The sequence below is a fragment of the Oceanobacter sp. 3_MG-2023 genome, from assembly GCF_030688925.1.
GTDB lineage: Bacteria > Pseudomonadota > Gammaproteobacteria > Pseudomonadales > Oceanobacteraceae > Oceanobacter.
The window spans coordinates 16,662-39,863 of record NZ_JAUYVX010000005.1; the positions used below are offsets into that span (position 1 = coordinate 16,662).

Here is a 23,202-nt window from a genome sequence, read left to right on the forward strand (position 1 = left end):
CTTATGAAACTCTACTGGCTAACACTGATCGCCCTGGGGCTGTTCAGTCATCGTCCGGTCCTGGCCGACGACACCGAAATTTACGTTCAGACCACCACCACCACAGCGCCGAATGTGGTCTTTATCATGGATACCTCGGGCAGTATGGGCAGCAGCGTCTACGAAGACGGTTCTTATGCCGGCTCTCGCCTGGATGTGGTTCGGGATGCCGCGATTGAGGTGATCAACAGCACAACCGGTATCAACCTCTCCTTGTTCCGCTTCAACAGTTCCAGCTCCGAGGGTGCCTGGATGAGTAGCCCGATGTTATCGATTGATGCTGAAGGCGTCCGTAGCATGGTCGAGGATATTCTCGATTCCTACTCTCCCGGTGGTGCCACCCCGATTACAGAAAGTGTTTATGAAGCGGCGGCCTACCTCCGTGGCGATGCCATGAAATACGGCAAAACCACCACCGCCAACTCCGATTTGTGTATGGTCTGGGAAGAACAGGAAATCGCTGTTACCGGCTCCGGCTCCGGTTCCAGCAGTAGCTCCAGCTCATCTTCTGGCAGTGTTGATACCAGCCTCTGGTGGTTTCAAATGATGGCCGGTGATGATACCTGGGCCATCGAAGACTACTATCTGAAAAACAACAACACTGACTGGAACTCCTGGAACAAGGTCCATAAAAACTACAAGGGAACCTTACTGGAGAGCTACGGCGTAACCCAGTCGGAGTACGAAGCCAGTGAACCCGCCTGGTTTATGGTAATGGATACCTGGAGATGGCCATATGTGGTTGATACAGACACCGGGGCTTATACACCATGGGACGACCTGGACAGCTGGTTTCAAAACGCTCTGATCAAAACTTACGGCATCAGTGAATCCGACTATATTGCCTATACCGCCTCCTCTTCTGAAGATGATGATGATTCAGGGGATGACAGTGAACCTGCCACAGAAACCATTCTGGTCTGTACCGAGTATCTGAACCTGGATGATACCCACGATGGTAACGGCAATTATATCTCGCCCATCACCGAAGAATGCCAAACCAACCACGTGGTGATTTTCAGTGACGGTGCGCCTTACTACGACACCAGTATCAACTCCAAGGTGAGATCATTACTGACCGAACTGCCCAGTGCCGATTTCCCCAATGACGATGACTTCAGCTCCTCTTGCACCGGTGACGGTGGTTGCGCCGAAGAACTGGCCTATTACCTGTATAACGCCGACAACAGTGATGACTTCAGTGGCCGTCAGCCGATTTATGTGCACACGATTGGTGGTTTTGTCGCCGGCAGCACCCAGGAACGACTCGATGATATGGCCTCTTACGGTGGCGGTGTTGCCGGTAGCGGTTCCGATTCAGACTCCCTGCGCCTGGCGCTGGTCAAGGTTTTTGAAAACATCTCCAAAACCTCCGGTACCTTTGCCGCCCCCGCCGTGGCGGTCAACGCCTATAACAGCCTGGAGCATCTCGACCAGCTGTATTATTCCGTATTCAGTCCATCCACTGCTGCAGACTGGACCGGCAATATCAAACGCTACCGGCTCGACAGCAGCGGTGACATCATGGACGTTGATGGCGATCTTGCCATCGACTCATCCACAGGCTACTTTTCTGACAATGCCCGCAGCTACTGGACCCTGGATGAAGATGCTCCGGATGGCGAAACCGTCACCAAGGGAGGGATCGCCCGTCGCCTGTCTGATCCTGGCAGCCGCCGTATCATGACCGATATCGCAGGAAGCAGCATCAGCACAACGGACAACCGTATCAGCAGCAGCAATACGTCACTGCCGGACAACCTGCCGAGCGTCGTACCGGATGACGAAAAATCCGACTTTATCCTCTGGCTGGCTGGCTACGATCCCGACTCATCCAGCACTACTCCACGACGGGAAATCGAAGACGCCCTGCACAGCCGCCCGGTATTGATGTCCTACAGTTCCGGCAGCAGCAGCAAAACCGCGCTGTTTGTTGGTACCAACTCGGGCTATCTGCACGCATTTAACACCGATGAGGATAATCCTGAAGAATACTTTGCCTTTATTCCTTCGGATCTGTTTGAAAGCGCTTATGCCTATTTCGACCAAAGTCCTGATCGGACCTACGGTATGGATGGGTATATCTCCAAATATCACATCGACAGTAACAGCAACAATATCGTCGACTCCGGAGAAAAAGCATATCTGTACAGCGGCATGCGCCGTGGCGGACGAAACTATTACGCACTCGACGTCAGTGATCTTGATTCCCCAACACTGGCCTGGACCATTGAAGGCGGCAGCGGTGATTTTGCTGAGCTGGGACAAACCTGGTCCAAGATGCTGCCAATTACCGTACTGTGGAAAGGTGAGCAAACCGATGTACTGGTCTTTGCCGGTGGTTATGACGAGGCTGAAGACGACTATACCAAGCGCACCGCCCACAGCATGGGTAACGCCATTTATATGGTTGACCCGACGACTGGAGAGCTGCTCTGGAAAGCCTCGAAATCCAGCGGTAATCTGAGGCTGAGTGATATGACCAGTGGCATAGTTGGTGATCTGGTACCTGCCGATAACGATGGCGATGGCGATGTTGACACTATGTATGCCGCAGACCTCGGTGGTCGTATCTGGCGTATAGACTTCGCCCAGGAAGACAGCCTGTCCAATAATGCCTCTACTTTTGCAACCGGCGGCATGATTGCCGACCTGGGTAATGACGAGACCGAAATCAATAACGTCCGGTTTTTCGCCACACCGGATCTGACTTACTCGTCACGGGATACTTTTCTGGATAAAACCACCGGTTACAGTTACGCCGCCAGTCGCTACCAGCTGGTCATCGGCTCTGGTTACCGGGCGCACCCGTTAAACACCATCACCAAGGACCGTATCTATATCATCAACGATTTTGATGTAGATGCGGCACCGGAAACGTACACAGCGCTAACGCAGGATGATCTGGTTGATTACGACGATATCGCAACAGCCGATACCGACGATCTCAAGAACGGGGTCTACCTCGACTTGTCAGGCAGTGGCGAAAAAGTACTTTCCAATGCCATCTCATTAAATTACTACAGCTATATCAACAGTTATCAGCCAACGGATGAGGCTTATCGTTCCGGTTGTGAGCCAGATACCGGCCAGAGCACCCTGTACGTCCTGTCATTGCAGTACACCGCTGGTGAACTCTCGGTCTACAAGGATGAAATTGAATCCAACTTCCCCGGTATCCAGGACACCCCGGTTGTTGTGTACCAGGAAACTGCACAGCCCGTTGATGAAGATGATGAGGAAGAAGATCAGGACAGCACCGTCATCACTTCCAAGCCCACTATCGTCAACGGCACCACTACCGTTGATGCCCTGGGCGCATCAGAACCGGTTGAACAAACCTTCTGGAGGGAATTGGAACAATGATTCAGGCCAGACGGGTTGCAGTATCAGCAAGGGGACCAGTGGCAGGGCTTACCCTGATCGAACTGATGATCACCATCGCGGTATTCGCCATTCTGGCTGCGGTGGGCACCCCTTCCATGACTCGTTACCTGAATAACCAGACTGCCGACCGGATTGCCCGACAGCTGCATACCGACATTCAGTATGCCCGCAGCCATGCCGCCAATTACAAGCTGACGGTTAATGTTCAGCCCAAATCCGGCAGCTGGAGCAATGGCTGGGAGGTCCGCGAGGCCACATCCAATACCATCCTGCGCCAGTCCAGCCTGGATTCCAGCGACGGTACCATCACGGCATCCTCCATGGGTTCCGGGCTTTTATCCTTCAATGGTGCCGGTCGCGCAACCGCCGTCGGAGCCTTGACCATCAAGATTACCGGCTGCAGCGGGAACAGGGTATACCGCATAGAAATACTGGCGATTGGTCAGATCATTCGATCGGAGAGTGCATGTTGATCCAAAGCAAGCGGAGCATATCCGCCACAAAAGGTTTCAGCCTGATAGAAATTCTGGTGACTGTCGCCATTACCACCGTCGGGCTGGTTGGACTGGTGGCTCTGTTGCTGGAGTCTGACCGTTCAGCCCAAGATTCGACCAGTCGCTCCCTGGCGGCCTGGATGATCGATGACCTGACCAACCGTATCATGGCCAATCAGGATGCCGTTGCCAGTTATGACACTGGCGCAGCGGCGGTCAGCTGCGCCGCTCGCCCGACCATGTGTGCCTACTATCACGATGGCACTTCACGCAAGGCCAGCGCCAATTGCAGCGGCGCTCAAATGGCAGCGTTTGATTTATGGGACGTGGCCTGCCCTTCTGATGTATCGGTAACAGACTCCGATATTACCCGCGCCGGTAATGCCGACTTTCTTGCACCGCCTTCCCTCGTTGTTGATGTACAGGCCGGACTCGGCGTCGGTGCTTCGTCAACCCAAGTGCAAATCACGATAACCTGGGATGTCAGAACCTCAGGTACCCTGGATGATGGCAGCACCAACTATCTGAACGAAGGCGACATTACCAACCGTACCGACTCTCTTTCAACGGAGATCGACTTGTGAAAACGTTACCGATAAAACAGCAGGGCATGACACTGATCGAGTTAATGATCGCCGGGATTATCTCGATCATTATCGGTCTGGCTGTGATGCAATTAATGGTCGGCTCCAACCGTGCATCCAACCGTATTGATGGCATGTCACAAGTGCAAGAGAGTGCCCGCTTCACCCTCACCTGGCTATCCAAGCAGGTTCGCCACGGAGGATTCAACCCAGACCTGTTTGGTGAGGCCATTCAACCCGTTGCCGACCTTTGCAGCGATGCCACCCTGATACCTCCAGCCGCTAATGCGGACTGCAACTGGGAATCCACAGATCAGGCCGGTGACCGACTGGCCATCCGCCGCACCTTTGAAGATTCAACGGCGAATACCTGGGACCAGACGACCTGTAGCGGTGTCGACCTGTCAGGGGCGGGCGTTGCTTCGGGTTCAGTGATCGTTGATGTGTACTGGGTTGCACTGGATACCAGCGGTGGTACTGATGATGAATATGACGATGTCTTGCGCTGTGCCAGCTATCTGGAAAATGATGCCGGTTCTGACACTATTCTCGGAGACGGTGTACAGACGATTGCCTCCGGGATCGAATCCTTTCAGGTGCTGTATACCGACCCGGGCGCAGGCAACACCAATGCCAGCCGTTATGTCAGCGCCGACCTCGCCACTCTGGCTGACGTTACAGCTGTCCGTATTGCTATCCTGACCAAAGCGTTCAGCGATGCAGCCCGAGTCGATGGTACCCGCAGCTATCTGGTACTGGATGCTGATCCGATTACCCGGACAGATAATATACCGCGCCAGATTCTTGAAACGACTGTATTTTTCCCGAACCGCTAACCTTCACCATGAAGGCTATTTCCCGATCGACAACAGGAAACCTGAAACCGATGAGATTGCCAGCCCACCTTGCTCCCAGCCGAGGTTTTACCCTGATTGAACTGATGATTGTGATTGCCATTATCGGCATTCTGGCAGCAATCGTTATACCTGGCTATCACAGCTATATAAGCCGGGCCATTCGTGCAGACACTGCCCAGGAATTATCACGTATCATGGCCGCCCAGGAACGTTATTATTCCGATGAGCTGACCTACACCACGGATTTGAGCAAACTGGGACTGACTCTCAGCAGCGGCTATTACCTGATCAAAAGCGGCGATACCACCGCCTACAAAGTGAGTGCTTCCAGTTGCTCTGGAGCTTCCCTGAGCCAATGTATCCAGATCACTGCCACGGCGGTCGGCAGCCAGGCAAGCGACGGTAATCTGGTACTGGACTCCACCGGTACCCAGACCCGTACCGTAGGCAGTGACGTCTTCGAATGGTAAAACGGCCAGCCGGTATTGGTTGACAGCCTGCGGCTATCACAAATGACGGCAGGTCGGCCAACCACCGTCAGCAGGCGCCAGACCGGGCTCAGACTTCGCTCAAGCGCAGTTCCTTGGGCAGCGAAAACACCACGTTTTCTTCGGTTCCCTGAACTTCTTCAGGGGTCCGACCGCCCAGATTCACCAGGCACTGCACTACTTCTTTCACCAGCACTTCCGGAGCTGATGCACCGGCCGTCACCCCTACGTGGCCAATGTCGTTCAACCATTCAGGGCGGATTTCGCTGGCGTTATCAACCAGATAGGCCTTGGCTCCCATACGCTCTCCCAGCTCGCGCAAGCGATTCGAGTTTGAGCTGTTGGGTGAACCAACCACCAACAGGACTTCACATTCAGCAGCCAGTTGTTTCACGGCATCCTGCCGGTTCTGGGTGGCGTAGCAAATATCATTCTTGCGTGGCCCCTGAATAGCAGGGAACTTCTGTCTCAGGGCATCGATTACCTTGGCGGTATCGTCCATCGACAAGGTCGTCTGGGTCACATAAGACAACCGGGAGGCGTCACGGACAGACAGGTTGGCGACATCCTCTTCATTTTCAACCAGGTAAATACTGCCACCCCGGCTGTAATCGTATTGCCCCATGGTGCCTTCCACTTCGGGATGGCCTTTATGTCCAATCAGCACACACTCGCTGCCATCGGCACTGTACCGGGCCACTTCAAGGTGGACCTTGGTAACCAGTGGGCAGGTGGCATCAAAAACCTTGAGGTGGCGGTCAGTGGCATTCTTGCGTACCGCCTGGGCCACACCATGGGCAGAAAAGATAACAATGCTGCCGTCCGGTATTTCATCCAGCTCATCCACAAAGATGGCGCCACGCTGGCGTAAATCGTTCACCACAAACTTGTTGTGTACCACTTCATGGCGCACATAAATCGGTGGCTCGAACAATTCCAGTGCCCGGTTGACGATATCGATAGCCCGATCAACCCCCGCACAAAATCCGCGTGGATTGGCGAGTTTAATTTGCATGGCTGATCTCTGTCGGTTTGACGTCAAGAATCTGAACCTCGAATGTCAGGATTTTACCTGCCAGAGGATGATTAAAATCCACCTCGACCCACTCGCCTTCCACACTGGCAATCACGCCTGGCAGCTCGGTGTTGGATGCATCCGCAAATGACACCACCAGACCGGGAGAAATCGGCAAGTCCGCGGCAAAGTCGGAACGCTTCATCCGCTGGACATTGTTCGGGTTATGCTGGCCAAAAGCGTGTTCAGGAGCAACACTGAAGGTTTCATGAGCTCCGGGGGCCAAACCTACAAGCAGGCTTTCAAAGCCTTCTGGCAAATTGCCATCACCAATCACCAGCTGCGCAGGCGTGGCATCAAAGGTTGAGTCAATCACCTGGCCATCTGCCAGTTTCAGGGCAAAATGCAGGGATACTGTGCTGCCACTGGAAATAATGTCTGCGGCCATGAGTTCACCTCTTGTTAGGCGTTTGTTGGGCGCTCGCCAGATACCGGGTTACGCCAATGTATGTCAGCCGTACGGATTCAATCGCTGCGACTGACGGAGTCAGAAGCCGGTTTCTGTGTGCTGATGCTGTCCCGTATCACGTCGATTGCCATCATGATGGCCCCTGCCGTAATGGCAGAGTCCGCAATATTGAAGGCAGGAAAATACGCGTTGTCCCAATGCACGGAAATAAAGTCAATCACATGACCAAACAGCACCCGGTCGACCAGATTGCCCACCGCGCCCCCCAGAATCAGTGCCAGTGACACCGCCAGCCAGGGTTGGCTGCGCGGTAAGCGCCGCATCCAGACCATCAGCATGACACTGACGGCGGCTGAGATAATCGTAAAGAACCAGCGTTGCCAGCCCGGCTGGTCGGCCAGCAAACTGAATGCAGCCCCCTTGTTATACAGCAAGGTAAAATCCAGCACCGGTAACAGATATACCGGATTGCCATAGTGCAACCAGGCTTCGGCCATTTGTTTGGTGGCCAGATCAATGACCAGAACCAGCAGGCTGAGCCACGACCAGATCAGGGCGCTGTTTTTTATCGATGTCATCAGGCGTACAGGCGAACTTCGCCCTCTCCCTCAACGTTGTCGATGCAACGGCGACACAGCGTTGGATGGGCGGCATCGCTGCCAACCGTCTCGCTGTGATGCCAGCAACGCTCACATTTTTCTGCTGTCGAGGCGACGACACTGACGCGCAAGTCGCTCAGATCAGTGGCTTCGCCTTGCTCATCATCCCATGCAGCCACCCGGGCTGAAGACGTCATCAGCACAAAGCGTAATTCATCACCCAGTTGCTCCAGCGCCACTCGCAGTTCGGCATTGGCGTACAGCACCAGATCTGCTCCCAGGCTGGCACCGATCAGCTTGTCACTACGGGCTTTTTCCAGCTGGCCATTTACGGCTTCCTTGACCTTGAGAATGGTTTGCCAGTACCCGTTGTCGAAGCCGTTATCAGACACAACCGGAAAGTCGGTGTACCACTCGGCCAACAACACAGAGGCATCACGATCACCGGGCAAGTTGTCCCAGATTTCTTCCGCAGTAAAGGACAATACCGGGGCAATCCAGCGAGCCATGGCTTCCAGTACATGGAACAACGCCGTCTGGGCACTGCGACGCGGCAAGCCATCATGTTTGCCGGTGTATTGACGGTCCTTGATGATATCCAGATAGAAGCCACCCAACTCACTGACACAGAAATTCATCAACGTTTTGGTCAGCCCCTTGAAATCGTAATCCAGGTAGAAGGCGATCACCTTCTCTTGCAGGGTGCAGGTGTAGTCCACAATCCAGGCGTCCAGCGGCAGCAGTTGTTCACCGGCCACCAGATCTGTTTTTGGATCAAAACCATGAATATTGGCCAACAGGAAACGACAGGTATTACGCACCCGACGGTAGGCATCGGCGTTGCGCTTGAGAATCTCGTCCGAGACGGTCATTTCACCGCTGTAGTCGGTATCGGCCACCCACCAGCGCAGGATGTCGCCACCCAGGCTGTTAAGCACTTTCTGTGGTTCAACCGTGTTGCCCAGGGATTTGGACATCTTGCGACCGTTGGCGTCGACGGTGAAACCATGGGTCAGCACCGTTTTATAGGGGGCATGGCCATACGCAGCCACACTGGTCAGCAAGGAACTCTGGAACCAGCCACGATGCTGGTCAGAACCTTCCAGATACATATCGGCCGGGAAGGTCAGTTCTTCACGACGCTGACAAACGGAAGTATGGGTGACGCCGGAGTCAAACCAGACATCCAGGGTATCCGTCACCTTGACGTAGTCGGCGGCTTCATCGCCCAACAGTTCCGCGGCATCCAGTTCAAACCAGGCATCAATACCCACGGCTTCTACTTTTTGCGCTACCTGTTCAATCAGTTCGGCAGTACGGGGATGCAATTCACTGCTGTCTTTATGGACAAACAGCGCGATCGGTACACCCCAGGTACGCTGACGCGAAATACACCAGTCCGGCCGGTCGGTCAGCATGCCTTCAATACGGGCCTTGCCCCAACCCGGGCGCCATTCCACTGCGTTTTCCACTTCGTCCATGGCCTGCTGCAGCAAGCCATTCTGATTCATGGCAATAAACCACTGGGGCGTTGCCCGGAAAATAATCGGGGTTTTGTGACGCCAGCAGTGTGGATAACTGTGGGTGATATTGGCTTTTTTCAGCAACGCACCACATTCATTAAGAATGGCCAATACCCGGAAGTTACCCTTGTTCGCGGTGCTTAACCCGGTCAGTTCCAAGGCTTGCAAGGTGGCGTTATCGATAAAATTGCCGTGGCTGTCGACCAGCATCTCGGCGGAGCGGATGCCGAAGGTCTGACACACGCTGTAGTCATCCGCACCGTGCATTGGAGCGGTATGGACAGAGCCGGTACCGGAATCGGCGGTGACGTGCTCGCCGGTGATGATCGGTACGTATTTTTCGGCGCTATCGGCTGCTGGCATAAAAGGGTGTCGAACCACAAACGGAGCGCTGTCACCAGCCGCCAGCTGTTCCGGAGTCCAACCCAATACTGAGCCCTTGGCAGTAGCCACCACCTCGTAATCACTGGCATCAATGCCATAACGGGCCATTGAGTCAGCCACCAGGTCGGCCGCCAGCACCAATAGTTCATCCTGTTCTTTCAGCAGTACCAGCGAGTATTCCAGCGTCGGGTGTACCGATACGGCTTCGTTCGCCGGCAGAGTCCAGGGAGTGGTTGTCCAGATCACAATGCTGGCCGTTTTACTCGCCAGTGTCGCTTCGGCACCAAAGGCCGCCAGCAACTGCGCGGTATCCGGGAAAGCAAACTTCACATCAATCGCTACGGACTTTTTATCCTGGTGCTCAACTTCCGCTTCCGCCAATGCAGAACCACATTCCGGGCACCAGTTCACTGGCTTGAAGCCCTTGTGCAGGTGGCCCTTGTCGATGATTTTGCCCAGCGTACGAATGATGTCCGCTTCGGTTGTAAAATCCATGGTGAGATAAGGGTTATCCCAGTCTCCCAACACCATCAGGCGTTTGAAGTCCTCGCGCTGGCCATCGACCTGTTTGGCGGCGTATTCGCGGCAATGACGACGAAATTCACTGGCGCTGACCTTGTCACCCGCCTTGCCTACCTGCTCTTCCACTTTCAGTTCAATCGGCAAGCCATGGCAATCCCATCCCGGTACATAAGGAGCATCAAAGCCACTCATGGTCCGAGACTTGACGATCATGTCTTTCAGAATCTTGTTAACGGCGTGACCAATATGAATCTTGCCATTGGCGTATGGCGGGCCATCATGCAGGATAAACTTGTTACGACCGGCACGTGCCGCACGAATCTGCTGGTACAGCCCCATTTTTTCCCAACGAGCCAGCATGTCAGGCTCTCGCTTGGCCAAATTACCGCGCATGGGAAATTCGGTATCCGGTAAATTCAGGGTCGATTTGTACTGGCTGTCCACTTTATCGTTCATAACGGGTCACTTCTGATAAATTCAATTCGGTCGTCGTTATCCGGGTCGATCCCGAATCACGGAAAGAGTATGGCAATGTGGCGAAATAATGCTGGGCCGAGCGTTTGTCATCGTCAATAGCGGCTTGTAGTGATTCCAGGCTATCAAAGGCACGCTCACCACGAATACGATGCCAGAATTCGACCGTCAGATGCTGGCCATACAGATCACCGGAAAATCCGAACAGGTGAACCTCCAGTGACGGCTCAGGTTTCAGGCTGATGGTCGGTTTGATTCCGACATTGGCCACTCCCAGATATTCTTCGCCGGTCTCCTGGATGCGTGTGGCCACAGCATACACTCCACACAAAGGCAGGCGGCGGCGATGGATCATCACATTGGCGGTGGGAGTATTCAGCGTACGGCCCAGTTCCCGGCCGTGGGCAACCCGCCCGGACATGCGATAGGTACGCCCCAGCAACTTGCGCACTTCGCCCAGACGGTTGGCTTCCAGCTCCTTGCGGATACGGGTACTGCTGACGCGTTCTCCAGCCACCAGAAAGGTTGAGGAGTCCTGCACCACAAAACCGTATTGCTGGCCAGCACCGGCCAGCAGCGCATAATCACCCCGGCGATCACAGCCAAAGCGGAAGTCATCTCCCACGATCAGATGGCGAATACCGAGCGTATCCACCAGTACCTGCTTGATAAAATCATCCGCCGACATTGATCGCAGCGCCTGATTAAACGGCAGGCACAGAACGTAATCGACGTGATCGGCGTCAAGATCAAGTAATTTCTCGCGCAGATTGGCCAGTCGCGCGGGGGCTTGGTCCGCGGCAAAAAATTCCTTGGGCTGCGGCTCAAAAATCATTACCAGCGTTGGCACAGCCAACCCGGTTGCCGCTGCATGGAGTCCATGCAAAATAGCCTGATGCCCCAGATGCAAGCCATCAAAATTACCAATGGTGATCGCACAGCCAGAGAATTCCGCTGGAATATTATGTAAGCCTCGCAGCAGACGCATGAGCGATGACAGTCCTCAGTGATTCAGTTACCGGAACAAACAGATAACCAGACAAAAATACAAGGGGCTGGATTATAGCCAAGGCACCGCGCCGGGAACAGTCAAACACCGGAAACAGCCGCTATAGACTGAATTTAGCCTCGAACCACCCCATCAGGCGCAGCGGGCACCAGCCCTCTAGTCAAACAAGGCACCACGCAAGTGCCGGGGCCGCAGCCCGGCAACAAGCAACACCAGCACATAGACGACAACGCCCGAAACAACCACCAGCGTCATTTGTACCATACGCTCAGAAGCTGACCACAGCAGCCAATCGGCCACATCCCCCATGAGCCACCAGGTCACTCCCAGCAAGGCAGCATTTGCCAATGCCAGCTTGGCCATAAACCCCAACCAGCCTCGACTGTGTTGCAGCACCCCGGCTTTGCGCAACCCCAGATATAACATCAGAGCATTAAAGTACGATGAGATAGCGGTGGCCAGCGCCAGCCCGACATGGGCAAACGGCAACACCAGCGCCAGATTAAACACCATATTCACGACCATCGCCTGAATACCAATACGTACCGGTGTGCGGGTATCCTGCCGTGCATAATAACCGGGAGCCAAGACCTTGATCAGCATAAAGGCCAACAGGCCCGAGGCGTAAGCTTGCAAGGCGACCGACATTTGCTCAATGTCATAAGTCGTCATTTCACCGTGATAAAAAATGGTTGCCATCAACGGCTGAGCCAACAGTGCCAGCGCCAGGGCTGCCGGTAATGCCAGCAGCAACACCATGCGCACCGCCCAGTCGAGCGTACGAGCAAAACCCTCAGCCTGTTCTCCAGCGTGCTTACTCGACAGCGCAGGCAAGATCACCACACCAATGGCGATGGCAAAAATTCCCAGCGGCAGGTTATTGAGCCGATCGGCATAATACAGCCAGCTGACGCTGCCCTCTTCCAGAAATGATGCCAGTACCGTATCCAGCAACAGATTAATCTGACTGACCGACACCCCGAACAAAGCCGGTATCATCAAGCTGACAATACGTCGAACCCCTTCATCATCCCGTTTTACCGTCGGCCGCACCAACAGCTGCAAGCGGGCGAGAAACGGCAGCTGAAACAGCAATTGCAGCAGTCCGGCAAAAAAGACTCCCCAGGCCAATGCAAACAATGGCTCCTCAAACCAGTCAACCATCAGCCATGTTGCGGCAATCAGTGTCAGATTCAGCAACACCGGAGTAAAAGCCGGGATGGCAAAACGGCCGTAACTGTTCAGCACCCCACCCGCAAAGGCCGTCATGGCAATAAACAACAGATAAGGAAAGGTAATACGCAGCAGATCCCCGGTCAGGGCAAATTTTTCCGGATTGGTAGCAAAACCGGGGGCAAACAACCAGGGCAGGTAGTCCGCCGATAACAACGCCAGTGTCGTCACCATCAGCAATGCCAGACCCAGGGTACCGGATACCCGCGACACCAGCAGTTGCACCTCATCCAGAGAACGACGGGTACGGTATTCACTCAGTACCGGAACAAAAGCGACCGAGAAGGCACCTTCGGCAAACAGGCGACGAAAAAAATTGGGGATTTTAAAAGCCACCAGAAAGGCATCAACCCGGGTGCCAAAATACTGTGCCACCACAATATCACGCACCAGCCCCAGCACCCGACTGAGCAAGGTGAACACGCTGACGACCGATGAAGAACGCAGCAGACTGCTGCCTGTCGACCGGGCACCCGCTTCCGTGGTTGTTGACGATGCTGCTTTTTGTTTGTCCACGACGGATTTCTCTTGTTGTACAACCTGGTACGGGCTGCGCAGGATGCTTCACCCAGAAGGGCCTTGCCAACAGACAGCCACAAAAAAGCCCGCAAAAGCGGGCTTTTTTATCGTCGAAAGGCCTTAGCCTTTCAGCGCAACAACCTGCGAATTCAGACGGCTTTTGGTACGGGCTGCAGTGTTTTTATGCAGAATACCTTTGTTGACCATCTTATCGATATACGGTTGGGCTTTAACGAACGCAGCTTGGGCCTGTTCGTAGTTATCAGACGCTACAGCAGCGTGTACTTTCTTGATGTAGGTACGCACCATAGAACGCAGTGCGATCGTACGGGCACGGCGTTTGATAGCCTGACGGGCGCGTTTACGAGAACCAGCAGAATTTGCCACAGTCGGCTCCTTAATAAGGGGTTTAGTGAATTCCAAGAGGGCCGGGATTATCCCGGCCAGCCCCTTTCATGTCAACCAGAAGTCGCTTTATTTCAACAAACTGGCCGGTTTTATTGCAACTTAGCCGATAACAACCTTATCGAACGATTTAACCAGGTCATCCACTGCTTTCATTTGCTTCAAATAAACTTCCAGCTTATCGAGTGGCAAGGCGCAAGGGCCATCACATTTGGCTTCTGCAGGGTTAGGGTGAGCCTCGATAAACAGGCCACCAATACCCAACGCCATCCCCGAACGCGCCAGTTCAAACGCCTGCTGACGACGCCCATCCGCCGAATCCGTACGACCACCCGGGCGCTGCAACGCATGGGTCGCATCAAAGATAACCGGTGCCATGGGTTTCATATCATCCATACCGAGCATATCAACCACCAGGTTGTTATAGCCGAATGAAGAACCACGCTCACACAACATCACCCGCTCGTTACCGGCTTCGGCAAATTTCTTGATGATATGACGCATTTCATGCGGTGCCAGAAACTGGGGTTTTTTCACATTAATGGCAGCACCTGTCTCAGCCATCGCCACCACCAGGTCGGTCTGACGCGCCAGAAAAGCCGGTAACTGAATCACATCAACCACCTCGGCAACAGGAGCCGCCTGATAGGTTTCATGAACGTCGGTAATAATTGGCACATTAAACGTTGCCTTGATCTCTTCAAAGATCTTCAGGCCTTCTTCCATACCGGGACCGCGATAGGAGTTGATCGAGGAACGGTTCGCCTTGTCAAACGACGCCTTGAAGACATACGGAATACCCAGGCGAGTGGTTACTTCCACATAATGCTCACAAATGGCCATGGCAAGATCACGGCTCTCAAGCACATTCATACCGCCAAACAGGGTAAAAGGCTTGTCGTTGCTGACTTCCAGACCGCCAACGGCTACCGACTCAATCATAGTGTTCCTCAGATATATATTTATAAGGTTCAGGTACTCAGACGTGCGTCCTGCACGAATGAAGCGCAAAGCAATAATAACGGTTTATTGCGTCTGTTTGGTTATATTACCACCAGATTATCCCTGTGGATCATTTCCTGTTCCACAACAAAACCCAGCACCTGTTCCAACTCGGACGACGGTGTGCGCAAGATCTTGTTGGCTTCGCTGCGACTGTAATTCACCAGCCCTTTGGCAACCAGCTCGCCACGTTCATTTTTACAGGCAACCACTTCGCCGCGCTCAAAGCGGCCATTCAGCGCCACCACACCAATCGGCAGCAGACTGCGATGACCATTACGCAGGGCATTTACCGCCCCATCGTCCAGAATCAATTCCCCGCGAGTCTGCAGGTGACCGGCAATCCACTGCTTGCGCGCCGCAACTGGCTCGCGATCAGCCACCAACAAGGTGCCCAGCAGTTCACCCGCACGCAAACGCGGCAACACATTCTCAATCCGGCCGCCGACAATCAGGGTATCCGCTCCGGAACGGGATGCCAGAGACGCCGCTCGTACCTTGGTGACCATGCCACCACGCCCCAACGCACCACCGCTGCCCGCCATATCGGCAATGGCAGGGTCAGACGCCTTGGCTTCCAGTACCAGCTCGGCATCCGGGCAGGAACGGGGATCGGCAGTGAACAGCCCTTGCTGATCGGTCAGAATCACCAGTACATCAGCCTCTACCAGATTGGCAACCAGAGCGCCCAGCGTATCGTTATCCCCAAAGCAGATTTCATCGGTTACGACGGTGTCATTTTCATTCACCACCGGCACCACACCCAGATTCATCAGAGTGCGTAACGTGCTGCGAGCGTTAAGATAACGGGTACGGTTACTGAGGTCATCATGGGTCAGCAACACCTGGGCGGTGAGCCGGTCATGTTTACCAAAAGCGGTTTCATAAGCCTGCACCAACCCCATCTGCCCGACCGCTGCCGCCGCCTGCAACTGATAAAGTTCTTCCGGTCGCTTATGCCAGCCAAGACGGGTCATACCGGCGGCAACCGAGCCGGACGAGACCAGAATAATATCGTGCCCCAGGCGCTGTAATTCGGCCATCTGATCGACCCAGGATTGCATCCCTTCGAGATCAAGACCCTGACCGTCATTGGTCAGCAGAGCGCTGCCAATCTTGATAACCCAGCGCTTTTTCTGCGCCAGCCGAATACGATGCTGCTGAATTTGCTGTTGAGAGTCCAAAGCCATTCCAAAAGCTATTGATGCAAGGCCATGGCAGAAAGCAATGGCCGGGATACTGGGACAACCTGGCTGGCGCGGCAATCACACCAACAGGGAGCCAACCAGCGACGTGGTAACCGCGGCGGCTACCTGAAAACTATTCGTTAAGATAAACAACTTCGACGTCGTAGTCATCGTCGTCGTCATTGTCGTTTGACGCCGCCCGAATCGCAGCCCGCTCGGCGCGATGCCGCTCTTCCAGCTCTTCGATACGTTCGCGGGCTTCTTCTTCGACCACTTCGCGCTCCCGCTCGATCTGGGCAGCAAACTCTTCGTCCTGCTCAGCCCGCAGGCGGCGTTCTTCGATATATTCCATAATGTCGCAACTCAACGGGAAAGTACCATCCTTGTTGATTGCAGCAATCTGGTAAACCGGGCCTTGCCAGTCCAGCTTGTTCAGAACGTCCTGACAGGCGGCTTGTCGCTCGTCTTCCGGCAACAGATCCAGCTTGTTCAGAATCAGCCAGCGATCCCGCTTGACCAGTCCGGGAGAAAAATACTCCAGCTCATCGATAATGGTACGCGCACACTCTGCAGGATCAGCGCCATCCGGTGGAGCCATATCCACAATATGCAGTAACAAATGAGTCCGCACCAAATGCTTCAGAAAGCGAACACCCAAGCCCGCACCTTCTGATGCACCTTCGATCAGCCCGGGAATATCGGCAATCACAAAACTGCGATGCTGCTCTATGGAAACCACCCCCAGATTCGGCACCAGTGTGGTGAAGGGATAATCAGCAACCTTCGGGCGAGCGGCAGAGACAGACCGGATAAAGGTAGATTTACCAGCATTGGGCAAGCCCAGCAAACCGACATCAGCCAGTACTTTCAACTCCAGCTTGAGGTTACGTGACTCTCCCTCTTGCCCTGGCTTGGTCTGGCGTGGTGCCTGGTTGGTACTCGACTTGTAACGGGTATTCCCAAGACCGTGAAAACCACCCCGAGCCACCATCAGGCGTTGGCCGATTGCCGTCAGATCACCCAGCGTCTCACCGGTATCTTCGTCGATCGCCGTGGTACCGACAGGTACCGGCAAGACAATATCTTCACCTTTGGCACCGGTACAGTTACGACTGGCGCCACCCTGACCGTTCTGGGCGCGATGACGCCGGGTATAACGATAATCCACCAGCGTATTGATCGAGTCGTTGGCTTCAAGATACACCGAACCACCGTCGCCGCCGTCGCCGCCATCCGGGCCGCCTTTAGGAATGAACTTTTCGCGACGAAAGCTCAAACAGCCGTTGCCGCCCTTTCCCGCTTCAACTGTAATTCGTGCTTCGTCAACGAACTTCATATCGATACCTCAAAAAAACATACAAAAACGCCCCAACTGCAAGCAGCTGGGGCGCTTTTTACGGCAAACCAACCGCCGACAACCTTGAACCGGTTGTCGATCAGGCAGGAACGACGCTAACAGTCTTGCGATTGTTTGGACCTTTCACTTCAAATTTGACAACGCCTTCGGCAGTTGCAAACAGAGTGTGGTCACGAGCAACACGGACATTGTCACCGGCGTGTACACGAGTGCCACGCTGGCGAATAATGATTGCGCCTGCTTTTGCTGCCTGGCCGCCGTACAGTTTCACGCCAAGGCGTTTACTTTCGGAATCGCGACCGTTCTTGGTAGAACCACCAGCTTTTTTGTGAGCCATGCTTCTTTCTCCTTCTGAGGGACCACTACAACACTGCGGATGCGGTGACCGTCATTCACAGTCACCCGGGCCCAAATTGAATTTAAAAAAATTAGCCAGCGATGCTGGTGATTTTCAGTTCAGTGAACCACTGACGGTGGCCCATTTGTTTCATGTGGTGCTTACGACGCTTGAACTTCATGATTTTCACTTTCTTGTGACGACCATGGGCAACCACTTCTGCCGTTACTTTAGCGCCTTCAACCACAGGAGTGCCAATTTTAACGTCATCGCCGTTACCAATCAGCAAAACTTTTTCCAGTTCAACCGCATCGCCTGTTGCTACTTCCAGTTTTTCAACTTTCAGCGTTTGGCCTTCTTCAACACGGTATTGCTTACCGCCGGTAATTACTACTGCGTACATGAGGTTCTCCACCTGCTGCATTTTTAGCCGGGCCTCTGATCAGCACCGGTCCATAACCGAATACGCTACTTTCACAACCTGCTTCTACTGGGAACGCACGGGTTACCATATGGCAGGGAGCTGAAATTCGGGCGCGAGACTGTACCTCAGAGCAAGCTGCGTTGCAAGTCGGAGATTCTCGCATTTCCTTGACAGTGTCGACGCTCAACTCTAGCATTTGCGGCAGTTTTCCCGAGACATTATGAATATGCCGTCATCCAACATCACATCCCCATCTCCGGCCCCGTCCATGTCGCTGGCCGACATACTGACATGTGTTGATGATGATTTTCAGGCGGTCAACCGGCTCATCAACGAGCAGCTGGAATCCCGCGTTCCACTGGTCGAAAAAATCGCTGACTATATCGTCAACAGTGGTGGCAAGCGCATCCGGCCATTGCTGGTGCTTCTGAGCGCCCGGGCATTGGGCAACTGCGATCAGGGTGTGATCAAACTGGCGGCCATTATCGAGTTCTTGCACACCGCCACCCTGTTACATGACGATGTGGTGGATACCTCGGACATGCGCCGGGGCAACCCGACCGCCAATGCCAAATGGGGTAATGCTCCCAGCGTACTGGTCGGTGACTTCCTTTACAGCCGCTCGTTTAACATGCTGGTGGAACTGGCCAACCTCAAGGTAATGGATATTCTTTCCTCGACTACCTGTGTGATTGCCGAAGGCGAGGTGCTGCAGCTGACCAACGTCAAAAACCCGAATATCACCGAAGCCCAGTATATGGACGTGATTCAGGGTAAAACCGCACAACTGTTTGAAGCCTCAACCCACGGCACCGCCGCCCTGCTGCAAGCTCCGGATGACATCCAGGAAGCGCTGCGTATTTACGGCAAGGAACTGGGGCTGGCCTTCCAGTTAATCGACGATGTGCTGGATTACGAAGGCAATGCCGCCGATCTCGGCAAAAACGTTGGTGATGACCTGGCGGAAGGCAAGCCAACACTGCCACTGATTCATGCCATGGCCAATGCCGATGAAACCGGCCGCAAACTGGTGCGCCAGGCCATTCGCAAAGGTGGTCTGGATAACATGAATGATGTCATGGCCGTGGTCACACATACCCGCTCAATGGAGTACACCCGCAACAAAGCCAATGCCTGTGTGCAACGGGCCGAACAACAGCTGCAACTTTTACCCCAATCGGCGGCCAAAGACGCCCTGATTGCTCTGGCCAGAATCGCCGTCCAGCGCAAAACCTAACTCTACCCACCCAGAACCGGGGATTTTTATGCAGGTTGTTGCCAGATATCTGATTGCCATCCTGGCGCTGCTCGCCCTGACGCCTACTGTCCAGGCCGGGCTATTTGATCCACTCGGCGGCGCTGAACCCAAATTTTTACCGGTGGAACAGGCTTTTCCACTCCAGACAGATATTGATGGCGGCCTGTTAATTGCCCAATGGCAAACCCCGCCTGGCTACTATTTGTATCAACATCGTATTTATCTGAGCCAGGATGACATACAGCAGGACCCTGCCAGCTTTTCAGAACCCGGCATTGATAAATACGACGAAGCCTTTGGCGATATCATTGCCCATTACGGCCCACGGGAAGTTATCTTCAAGCTGGATTCATTCAGTGCCGGTGTCGTCACCCTCCACTATCAGGGTTGCGCCGATGCCGGGCTGTGTTACCCACCCCAGCGTATCAATATCACCATTGCGGCCAGTGACCTTCCATCAGCCAGTCCGGTTCCCGCAGCTGCCACACCATCGGCTCCCTGGGAAAATACCGCAACAGATACCGCAACTACCGCAGCAGGCACCACCGCGAACGCTGTCACTCAGTCAGCAACCACCAGCGCCAGCTCTGGCATTAACAGCAACAATACTTATCCTCCCGCGACCGGCCAGCCAGCCAGCAGTTCCGCCCACTGGTTTGAAGGCTCCTGGCTGACCACCATTGGCCTGTTCTTCCTGCTCGGCATCGGACTGACATTTACCCCTTGTGTGCTGCCGATGATTCCGATCATGTCGGCGGTGGTGATGGGGCAAAACCAGACCATTTCCGCCCGGCGCGGTTTTTTGCTTTCCAGCACCTATGTACTCGGAATGGCCATTACCTACGCCCTGGCGGGGGTTATCATGGGACTACTGGGAGCCGGAGCCAATATCCAGGCCTGGATGCAAACCCCCTGGGTGCTGGTGCTCTTTGCCCTGCTGTTCGTGTTGCTGGCGTTGTCGATGTTTGGTCTCTATGAACTGCAATTACCCAGCAAACTCCGCAATCGCCTTAATCAAATGAGCCAACAGCAATCCGGTGGCCACCTGCTCAGCGTGTTTGTGATTGGCATCCTTTCGGCACTGGTTGTGTCGCCCTGTGTCTCGGCACCGTTGGCCGGAGCACTGGTTTACCTCAGTACCACCGGCAACGTCTGGCTCGGCGGTGGCGCCCTGCTGGCGCTTGGGTTGGGCATGGGGGCACCACTTATTATCCTGGGTACCAGCGGCGGCTCGCTGATGCCCAAAGCCGGTGCCTGGATGAACCAGATCAAAATCTTTTTTGGGGTATTACTGCTGGCCGTTGCACTCTGGCTGGTCAGCCGCATTCTGCCCGGGTCACTGAGTCTTGCACTCTGGGGGCTGCTGGCACTGGTTTATGCCGTGGTTGCCGGTGTATTTGAACCGGCATCAACACCACGCCATCGCGCCTTCAAAGGCCTGGCCTGGGCACTGCTGGTTTACGGCGTCGCCGCCTTCTGGGGCGCATTGCAAGGCAACCATAATCCGTTACAGCCACTGGTATCTACTCATGCCGGGTCTGCTCCCAGCGCTGAACAGCAGGCCAACGCTTTTTATCGCACCGAGTCGGTGACTGACATCCAGCGCCTGATCAAAAACAGCCAGCAACCCGTCATGCTGGATCTCTACGCCGACTGGTGTATCAGCTGCAAAGTCATGGATGAAGAAATTTTTGCCGATGATGAAGTACAGCGCCAATTGAGCCATATGACCTGGCTGCAGCTCGACATTACCCGTAATACCGACGAACAGATTGCCCTGTTACAAAGCCTGGCCGTTTTTGGCCCTCCGACGGTACTGTTCTTCCACGAAGGTATTGAAGTTCCTGAGCGCCGTATCGTCGGGGAAATATCCAAAGCCGAATTTCTGCGCCTGACCCAACCCTGACTCGACACCAACCGATGCAAGTGCCCATCCGCATATCGGGGATATACTTGAATAATCATAACCAGGCACACATATAGGGGGTATCTATTTAATCCGGTGCTCACTCTGGGCTACCGGATGGTTTCGAATCACGAAGCCGACTTGCAGGCCTGACGGGTCAAGTCAAAAGTCGGCGACACCGAGTCGAGATCATCCGGCAGCCCCCGAAGGGCGCGGGTTGCCGCCGTCCAGTGCGGTGTTGACGAATTTGAAAAGGACTCGTCATTTCGCTGCATTCGTCGCCTTGCCCTGAACAACGGCAACTCTCGCGCAGAGCCGTGCAGGATTAAATGGATGTCCCCTATAGCTATAATCAACACGTTATTATCTGGAGAGATACCATGCACTATACCTGCCCATCCTGCGGTGCCATCAACCGTATCCCCGATGACAAACACAACAGCCAGGGCCAGTGTGGCAAATGTAAAGCCCCCCTGTTTAATGGCACCCCGACGGATTTGAGCGACAGCAGCTATCAACGCTTTCTGGCCAAAAATGATTTACCGGTACTGGTCGATTTCTGGGCGGAATGGTGCGGACCGTGCAAGATGATGGGGCCTGTTTTCAAGGAGTTGTGCGCAGAACAGCAACATCAGCTGCGCTTCGCCAAGGTCAATACCGAACAGGCGCCCATGGTGAGTCAACAATTGGGCATTCGCAGCATTCCAACGCTGATCCTGTTCCGCCACGGCAAAGAAGTCGATCGTCTCGCCGGCGCCTTGCCAGCACCCCAGCTACGCCAGTGGATCGCTGCCGCGCTGCAGAAATAACGGCCACAGCCAACCGCCCCCCGTCGACGGCTAATGCAAGCCGTTGGACGGTTCGGTGCTGGTCATGATGGTTTCTTCGATCACGGTTGGCGACGTGTCGGGCTTCCGTTCAAATTCCTGCAGTGTTTTATTCAGTGCATCCCGCGCCCGAACAATGGTCGAGCGCTGAATTTCTTCCGAAATATCAGTCAGCATGGTCTTGTCTGTGACCGTTTTCAGTATCAGTTCGATCTTGGTCGTGCCGGTTGGATCATTAATCAATGCATCCACAAACTGGCCGTTCACCATATGGCGGCAAATACGGTCAATGGCCGGATAGGAAATCGAGTTTGCCATCAGATAGCTCTTGTAGTCCTTGGGCACAAAGCTCACCTGGGTGCTGAGAAAACTGAAAAACGTCAATAACAACAGTGCCTGCAGACCATTGGCAATCGCACAAAAAATCCGGTTGGTGAAGCTGGTAAAACGATTCTCCTTGATCCAGCGCCCATGTATGTCATAGCGGATTGCCACACGCTCCACCAAGCGAATAACAAACCACATCGCCAGAAACAGAACCAGAAACCCGGTCAATGTTAATACGGCCCAATCGTTAGCCCTTAAAATTCCGATCTGAGTCAGATACAACCCAAAATGATCGCTATAGGCACTGGCGATGGATATAGGCAAAAACACCTTGGCCAGATCCAGCATTTCCTTTGAGGTACCGTATCGATACCCCAATACAATCAGCGTCAGAAGCGCCAGTAAAATAACGACATCAAATATCATAAGCTGCGTGCCACCGTGAGATCATCCTTGTTTTTGCTATTATTTCATCCGAACAACGGCACTGACCAAGGGTCGAAGATGCGTCAGGCCGGGACATGAGAGCCTCGTTGAACGCAAGTTACAGACCAAATATTACGACTTGCCCAATTT

The 23,202-nt window shown here is 54.1% G+C and carries 21 protein-coding genes; 8 read left to right on the top strand and 13 right to left on the bottom strand.

Annotated elements, in window-relative coordinates; genetic code table 11:
* Positions 1-3: 3 nt before the first annotated feature.
* From Q8W32_RS05865 to Q8W32_RS05885, 5 genes are read left to right on the top strand one after another with little or no spacing between them, the layout of a single operon-like run.
* Positions 4-3,405, top strand: coding sequence for a PilC/PilY family type IV pilus protein (locus Q8W32_RS05865; protein WP_305414123.1), 3,402 nt, complete (start codon positions 4-6; stop codon positions 3,403-3,405).
* The gene (locus Q8W32_RS05870; RefSeq protein ID WP_305414124.1) at positions 3,402-3,899 is read left to right on the top strand and encodes a GspH/FimT family pseudopilin; all 498 of its coding nucleotides are present in this window, start codon (positions 3,402-3,404) and stop codon (positions 3,897-3,899) included. Before Q8W32_RS05865 ends, Q8W32_RS05870 begins: the two co-directional genes overlap by 4 nt.
* The gene (locus tag Q8W32_RS05875; protein WP_303431738.1) at positions 3,893-4,504 is read left to right on the top strand and encodes a prepilin-type N-terminal cleavage/methylation domain-containing protein; all 612 of its coding nucleotides are present in this window, start codon (positions 3,893-3,895) and stop codon (positions 4,502-4,504) included. Before Q8W32_RS05870 ends, Q8W32_RS05875 begins: the two co-directional genes overlap by 7 nt.
* The gene (locus Q8W32_RS05880) at positions 4,501-5,340 is read left to right on the top strand and encodes a PilW family protein (RefSeq protein ID WP_305414125.1); all 840 of its coding nucleotides are present in this window, start codon (positions 4,501-4,503) and stop codon (positions 5,338-5,340) included. Before Q8W32_RS05875 ends, Q8W32_RS05880 begins: the two co-directional genes overlap by 4 nt.
* A 50-nt stretch (positions 5,341-5,390) precedes the next feature.
* Positions 5,391-5,831 carry a type IV pilin protein gene (locus tag Q8W32_RS05885; RefSeq protein ID WP_305414126.1) on the top strand — a complete coding sequence of 147 codons (441 nt, stop codon included), beginning with the start codon at positions 5,391-5,393 and terminating at the stop codon, positions 5,829-5,831.
* An 88-nt stretch (positions 5,832-5,919) separates the two neighbouring features.
* On the opposite strand, the gene ispH is transcribed toward Q8W32_RS05885, so the two are convergent.
* The 12 genes from ispH to rplU all read right to left on the bottom strand — a co-directional run bounded on the left by ispH (position 5,920) and on the right by rplU (position 18,287).
* Positions 5,920-6,864 carry a 4-hydroxy-3-methylbut-2-enyl diphosphate reductase gene (ispH, locus tag Q8W32_RS05890; protein ID WP_303431735.1) on the bottom strand — a complete coding sequence of 315 codons (945 nt, stop codon included), beginning with the start codon at positions 6,862-6,864 and terminating at the stop codon, positions 5,920-5,922.
* Complete coding sequence (locus Q8W32_RS05895) at positions 6,854-7,312, bottom strand: peptidylprolyl isomerase (protein ID WP_303431734.1); 459 nt, start codon at positions 7,310-7,312, stop codon at positions 6,854-6,856. Before Q8W32_RS05895 ends, ispH begins: the two co-directional genes overlap by 11 nt.
* Positions 7,313-7,389: 77 nt before the next feature.
* Entirely contained in the window at positions 7,390-7,911 is a 522-nt protein-coding gene (gene lspA, locus Q8W32_RS05900) for a signal peptidase II (RefSeq protein WP_305414127.1), read from the bottom strand.
* Positions 7,911-10,817, bottom strand: coding sequence for an isoleucine--tRNA ligase (ileS, locus tag Q8W32_RS05905; RefSeq protein WP_305414128.1), 2,907 nt, complete (start codon positions 10,815-10,817; stop codon positions 7,911-7,913). The genes lspA and ileS overlap by 1 nt, the downstream gene beginning before the upstream one ends.
* Complete coding sequence (ribF, locus tag Q8W32_RS05910) at positions 10,807-11,823, bottom strand: bifunctional riboflavin kinase/FAD synthetase (RefSeq protein ID WP_305414129.1); 1,017 nt, start codon at positions 11,821-11,823, stop codon at positions 10,807-10,809. Before ribF ends, ileS begins: the two co-directional genes overlap by 11 nt.
* A gap of 177 nt (positions 11,824-12,000) precedes the next feature.
* A complete protein-coding gene (murJ, locus tag Q8W32_RS05915; RefSeq protein ID WP_305414130.1) occupies positions 12,001-13,593 on the bottom strand; it encodes a murein biosynthesis integral membrane protein MurJ in 1,593 nt (530 codons plus the stop codon).
* A 123-nt stretch (positions 13,594-13,716) separates the two neighbouring features.
* Positions 13,717-13,983 (bottom strand): 30S ribosomal protein S20, encoded by a 267-nt coding sequence (rpsT, locus tag Q8W32_RS05920; protein ID WP_303431729.1) that lies wholly within the window; start codon positions 13,981-13,983, stop codon positions 13,717-13,719.
* 120 nt (positions 13,984-14,103) lie between these two features.
* A complete protein-coding gene (gene kdsA, locus Q8W32_RS05925) occupies positions 14,104-14,943 on the bottom strand; it encodes a 3-deoxy-8-phosphooctulonate synthase (protein WP_305414132.1) in 840 nt (279 codons plus the stop codon).
* A gap of 101 nt (positions 14,944-15,044) precedes the next feature.
* The gene (proB, locus tag Q8W32_RS05930; RefSeq protein ID WP_303431727.1) at positions 15,045-16,193 is read right to left on the bottom strand and encodes a glutamate 5-kinase; all 1,149 of its coding nucleotides are present in this window, start codon (positions 16,191-16,193) and stop codon (positions 15,045-15,047) included.
* Between the two features lie 130 nt (positions 16,194-16,323).
* Entirely contained in the window at positions 16,324-17,526 is a 1,203-nt protein-coding gene (gene cgtA / locus Q8W32_RS05935; RefSeq protein WP_305414134.1) for an Obg family GTPase CgtA, read from the bottom strand.
* A 100-nt stretch (positions 17,527-17,626) separates the two neighbouring features.
* The gene (gene rpmA / locus Q8W32_RS05940) at positions 17,627-17,884 is read right to left on the bottom strand and encodes a 50S ribosomal protein L27 (RefSeq protein WP_303431725.1); all 258 of its coding nucleotides are present in this window, start codon (positions 17,882-17,884) and stop codon (positions 17,627-17,629) included.
* Between the two features lie 91 nt (positions 17,885-17,975).
* Positions 17,976-18,287: a 50S ribosomal protein L21 gene (gene rplU / locus Q8W32_RS05945; protein ID WP_303431724.1), complete on the bottom strand. Its 312-nt coding sequence runs from the start codon at positions 18,285-18,287 to the stop codon at positions 17,976-17,978.
* Between the two features lie 289 nt (positions 18,288-18,576).
* Between rplU and Q8W32_RS05950 the strand changes: the two genes are divergently transcribed.
* From Q8W32_RS05950 to trxC, 3 genes are all read left to right on the top strand, one after another.
* Positions 18,577-19,545, top strand: a complete 969-nt coding sequence (locus Q8W32_RS05950; protein WP_305414136.1) for a polyprenyl synthetase family protein — start codon at positions 18,577-18,579, stop codon at positions 19,543-19,545.
* A gap of 28 nt (positions 19,546-19,573) precedes the next feature.
* Positions 19,574-21,472: a protein-disulfide reductase DsbD gene (gene dsbD, locus Q8W32_RS05955; RefSeq protein ID WP_305414138.1), complete on the top strand. Its 1,899-nt coding sequence runs from the start codon at positions 19,574-19,576 to the stop codon at positions 21,470-21,472.
* A 380-nt stretch (positions 21,473-21,852) separates the two neighbouring features.
* Positions 21,853-22,281, top strand: a complete 429-nt coding sequence (gene trxC, locus Q8W32_RS05960; protein ID WP_303432560.1) for a thioredoxin TrxC — start codon at positions 21,853-21,855, stop codon at positions 22,279-22,281.
* A 30-nt stretch (positions 22,282-22,311) separates the two neighbouring features.
* Here the strand turns inward: trxC and Q8W32_RS05965 are convergent, their stop codons facing one another.
* Entirely contained in the window at positions 22,312-23,052 is a 741-nt protein-coding gene (locus Q8W32_RS05965; RefSeq protein ID WP_305414141.1) for a CvpA family protein, read from the bottom strand.
* Positions 23,053-23,202: the final 150 nt, after the last annotated feature.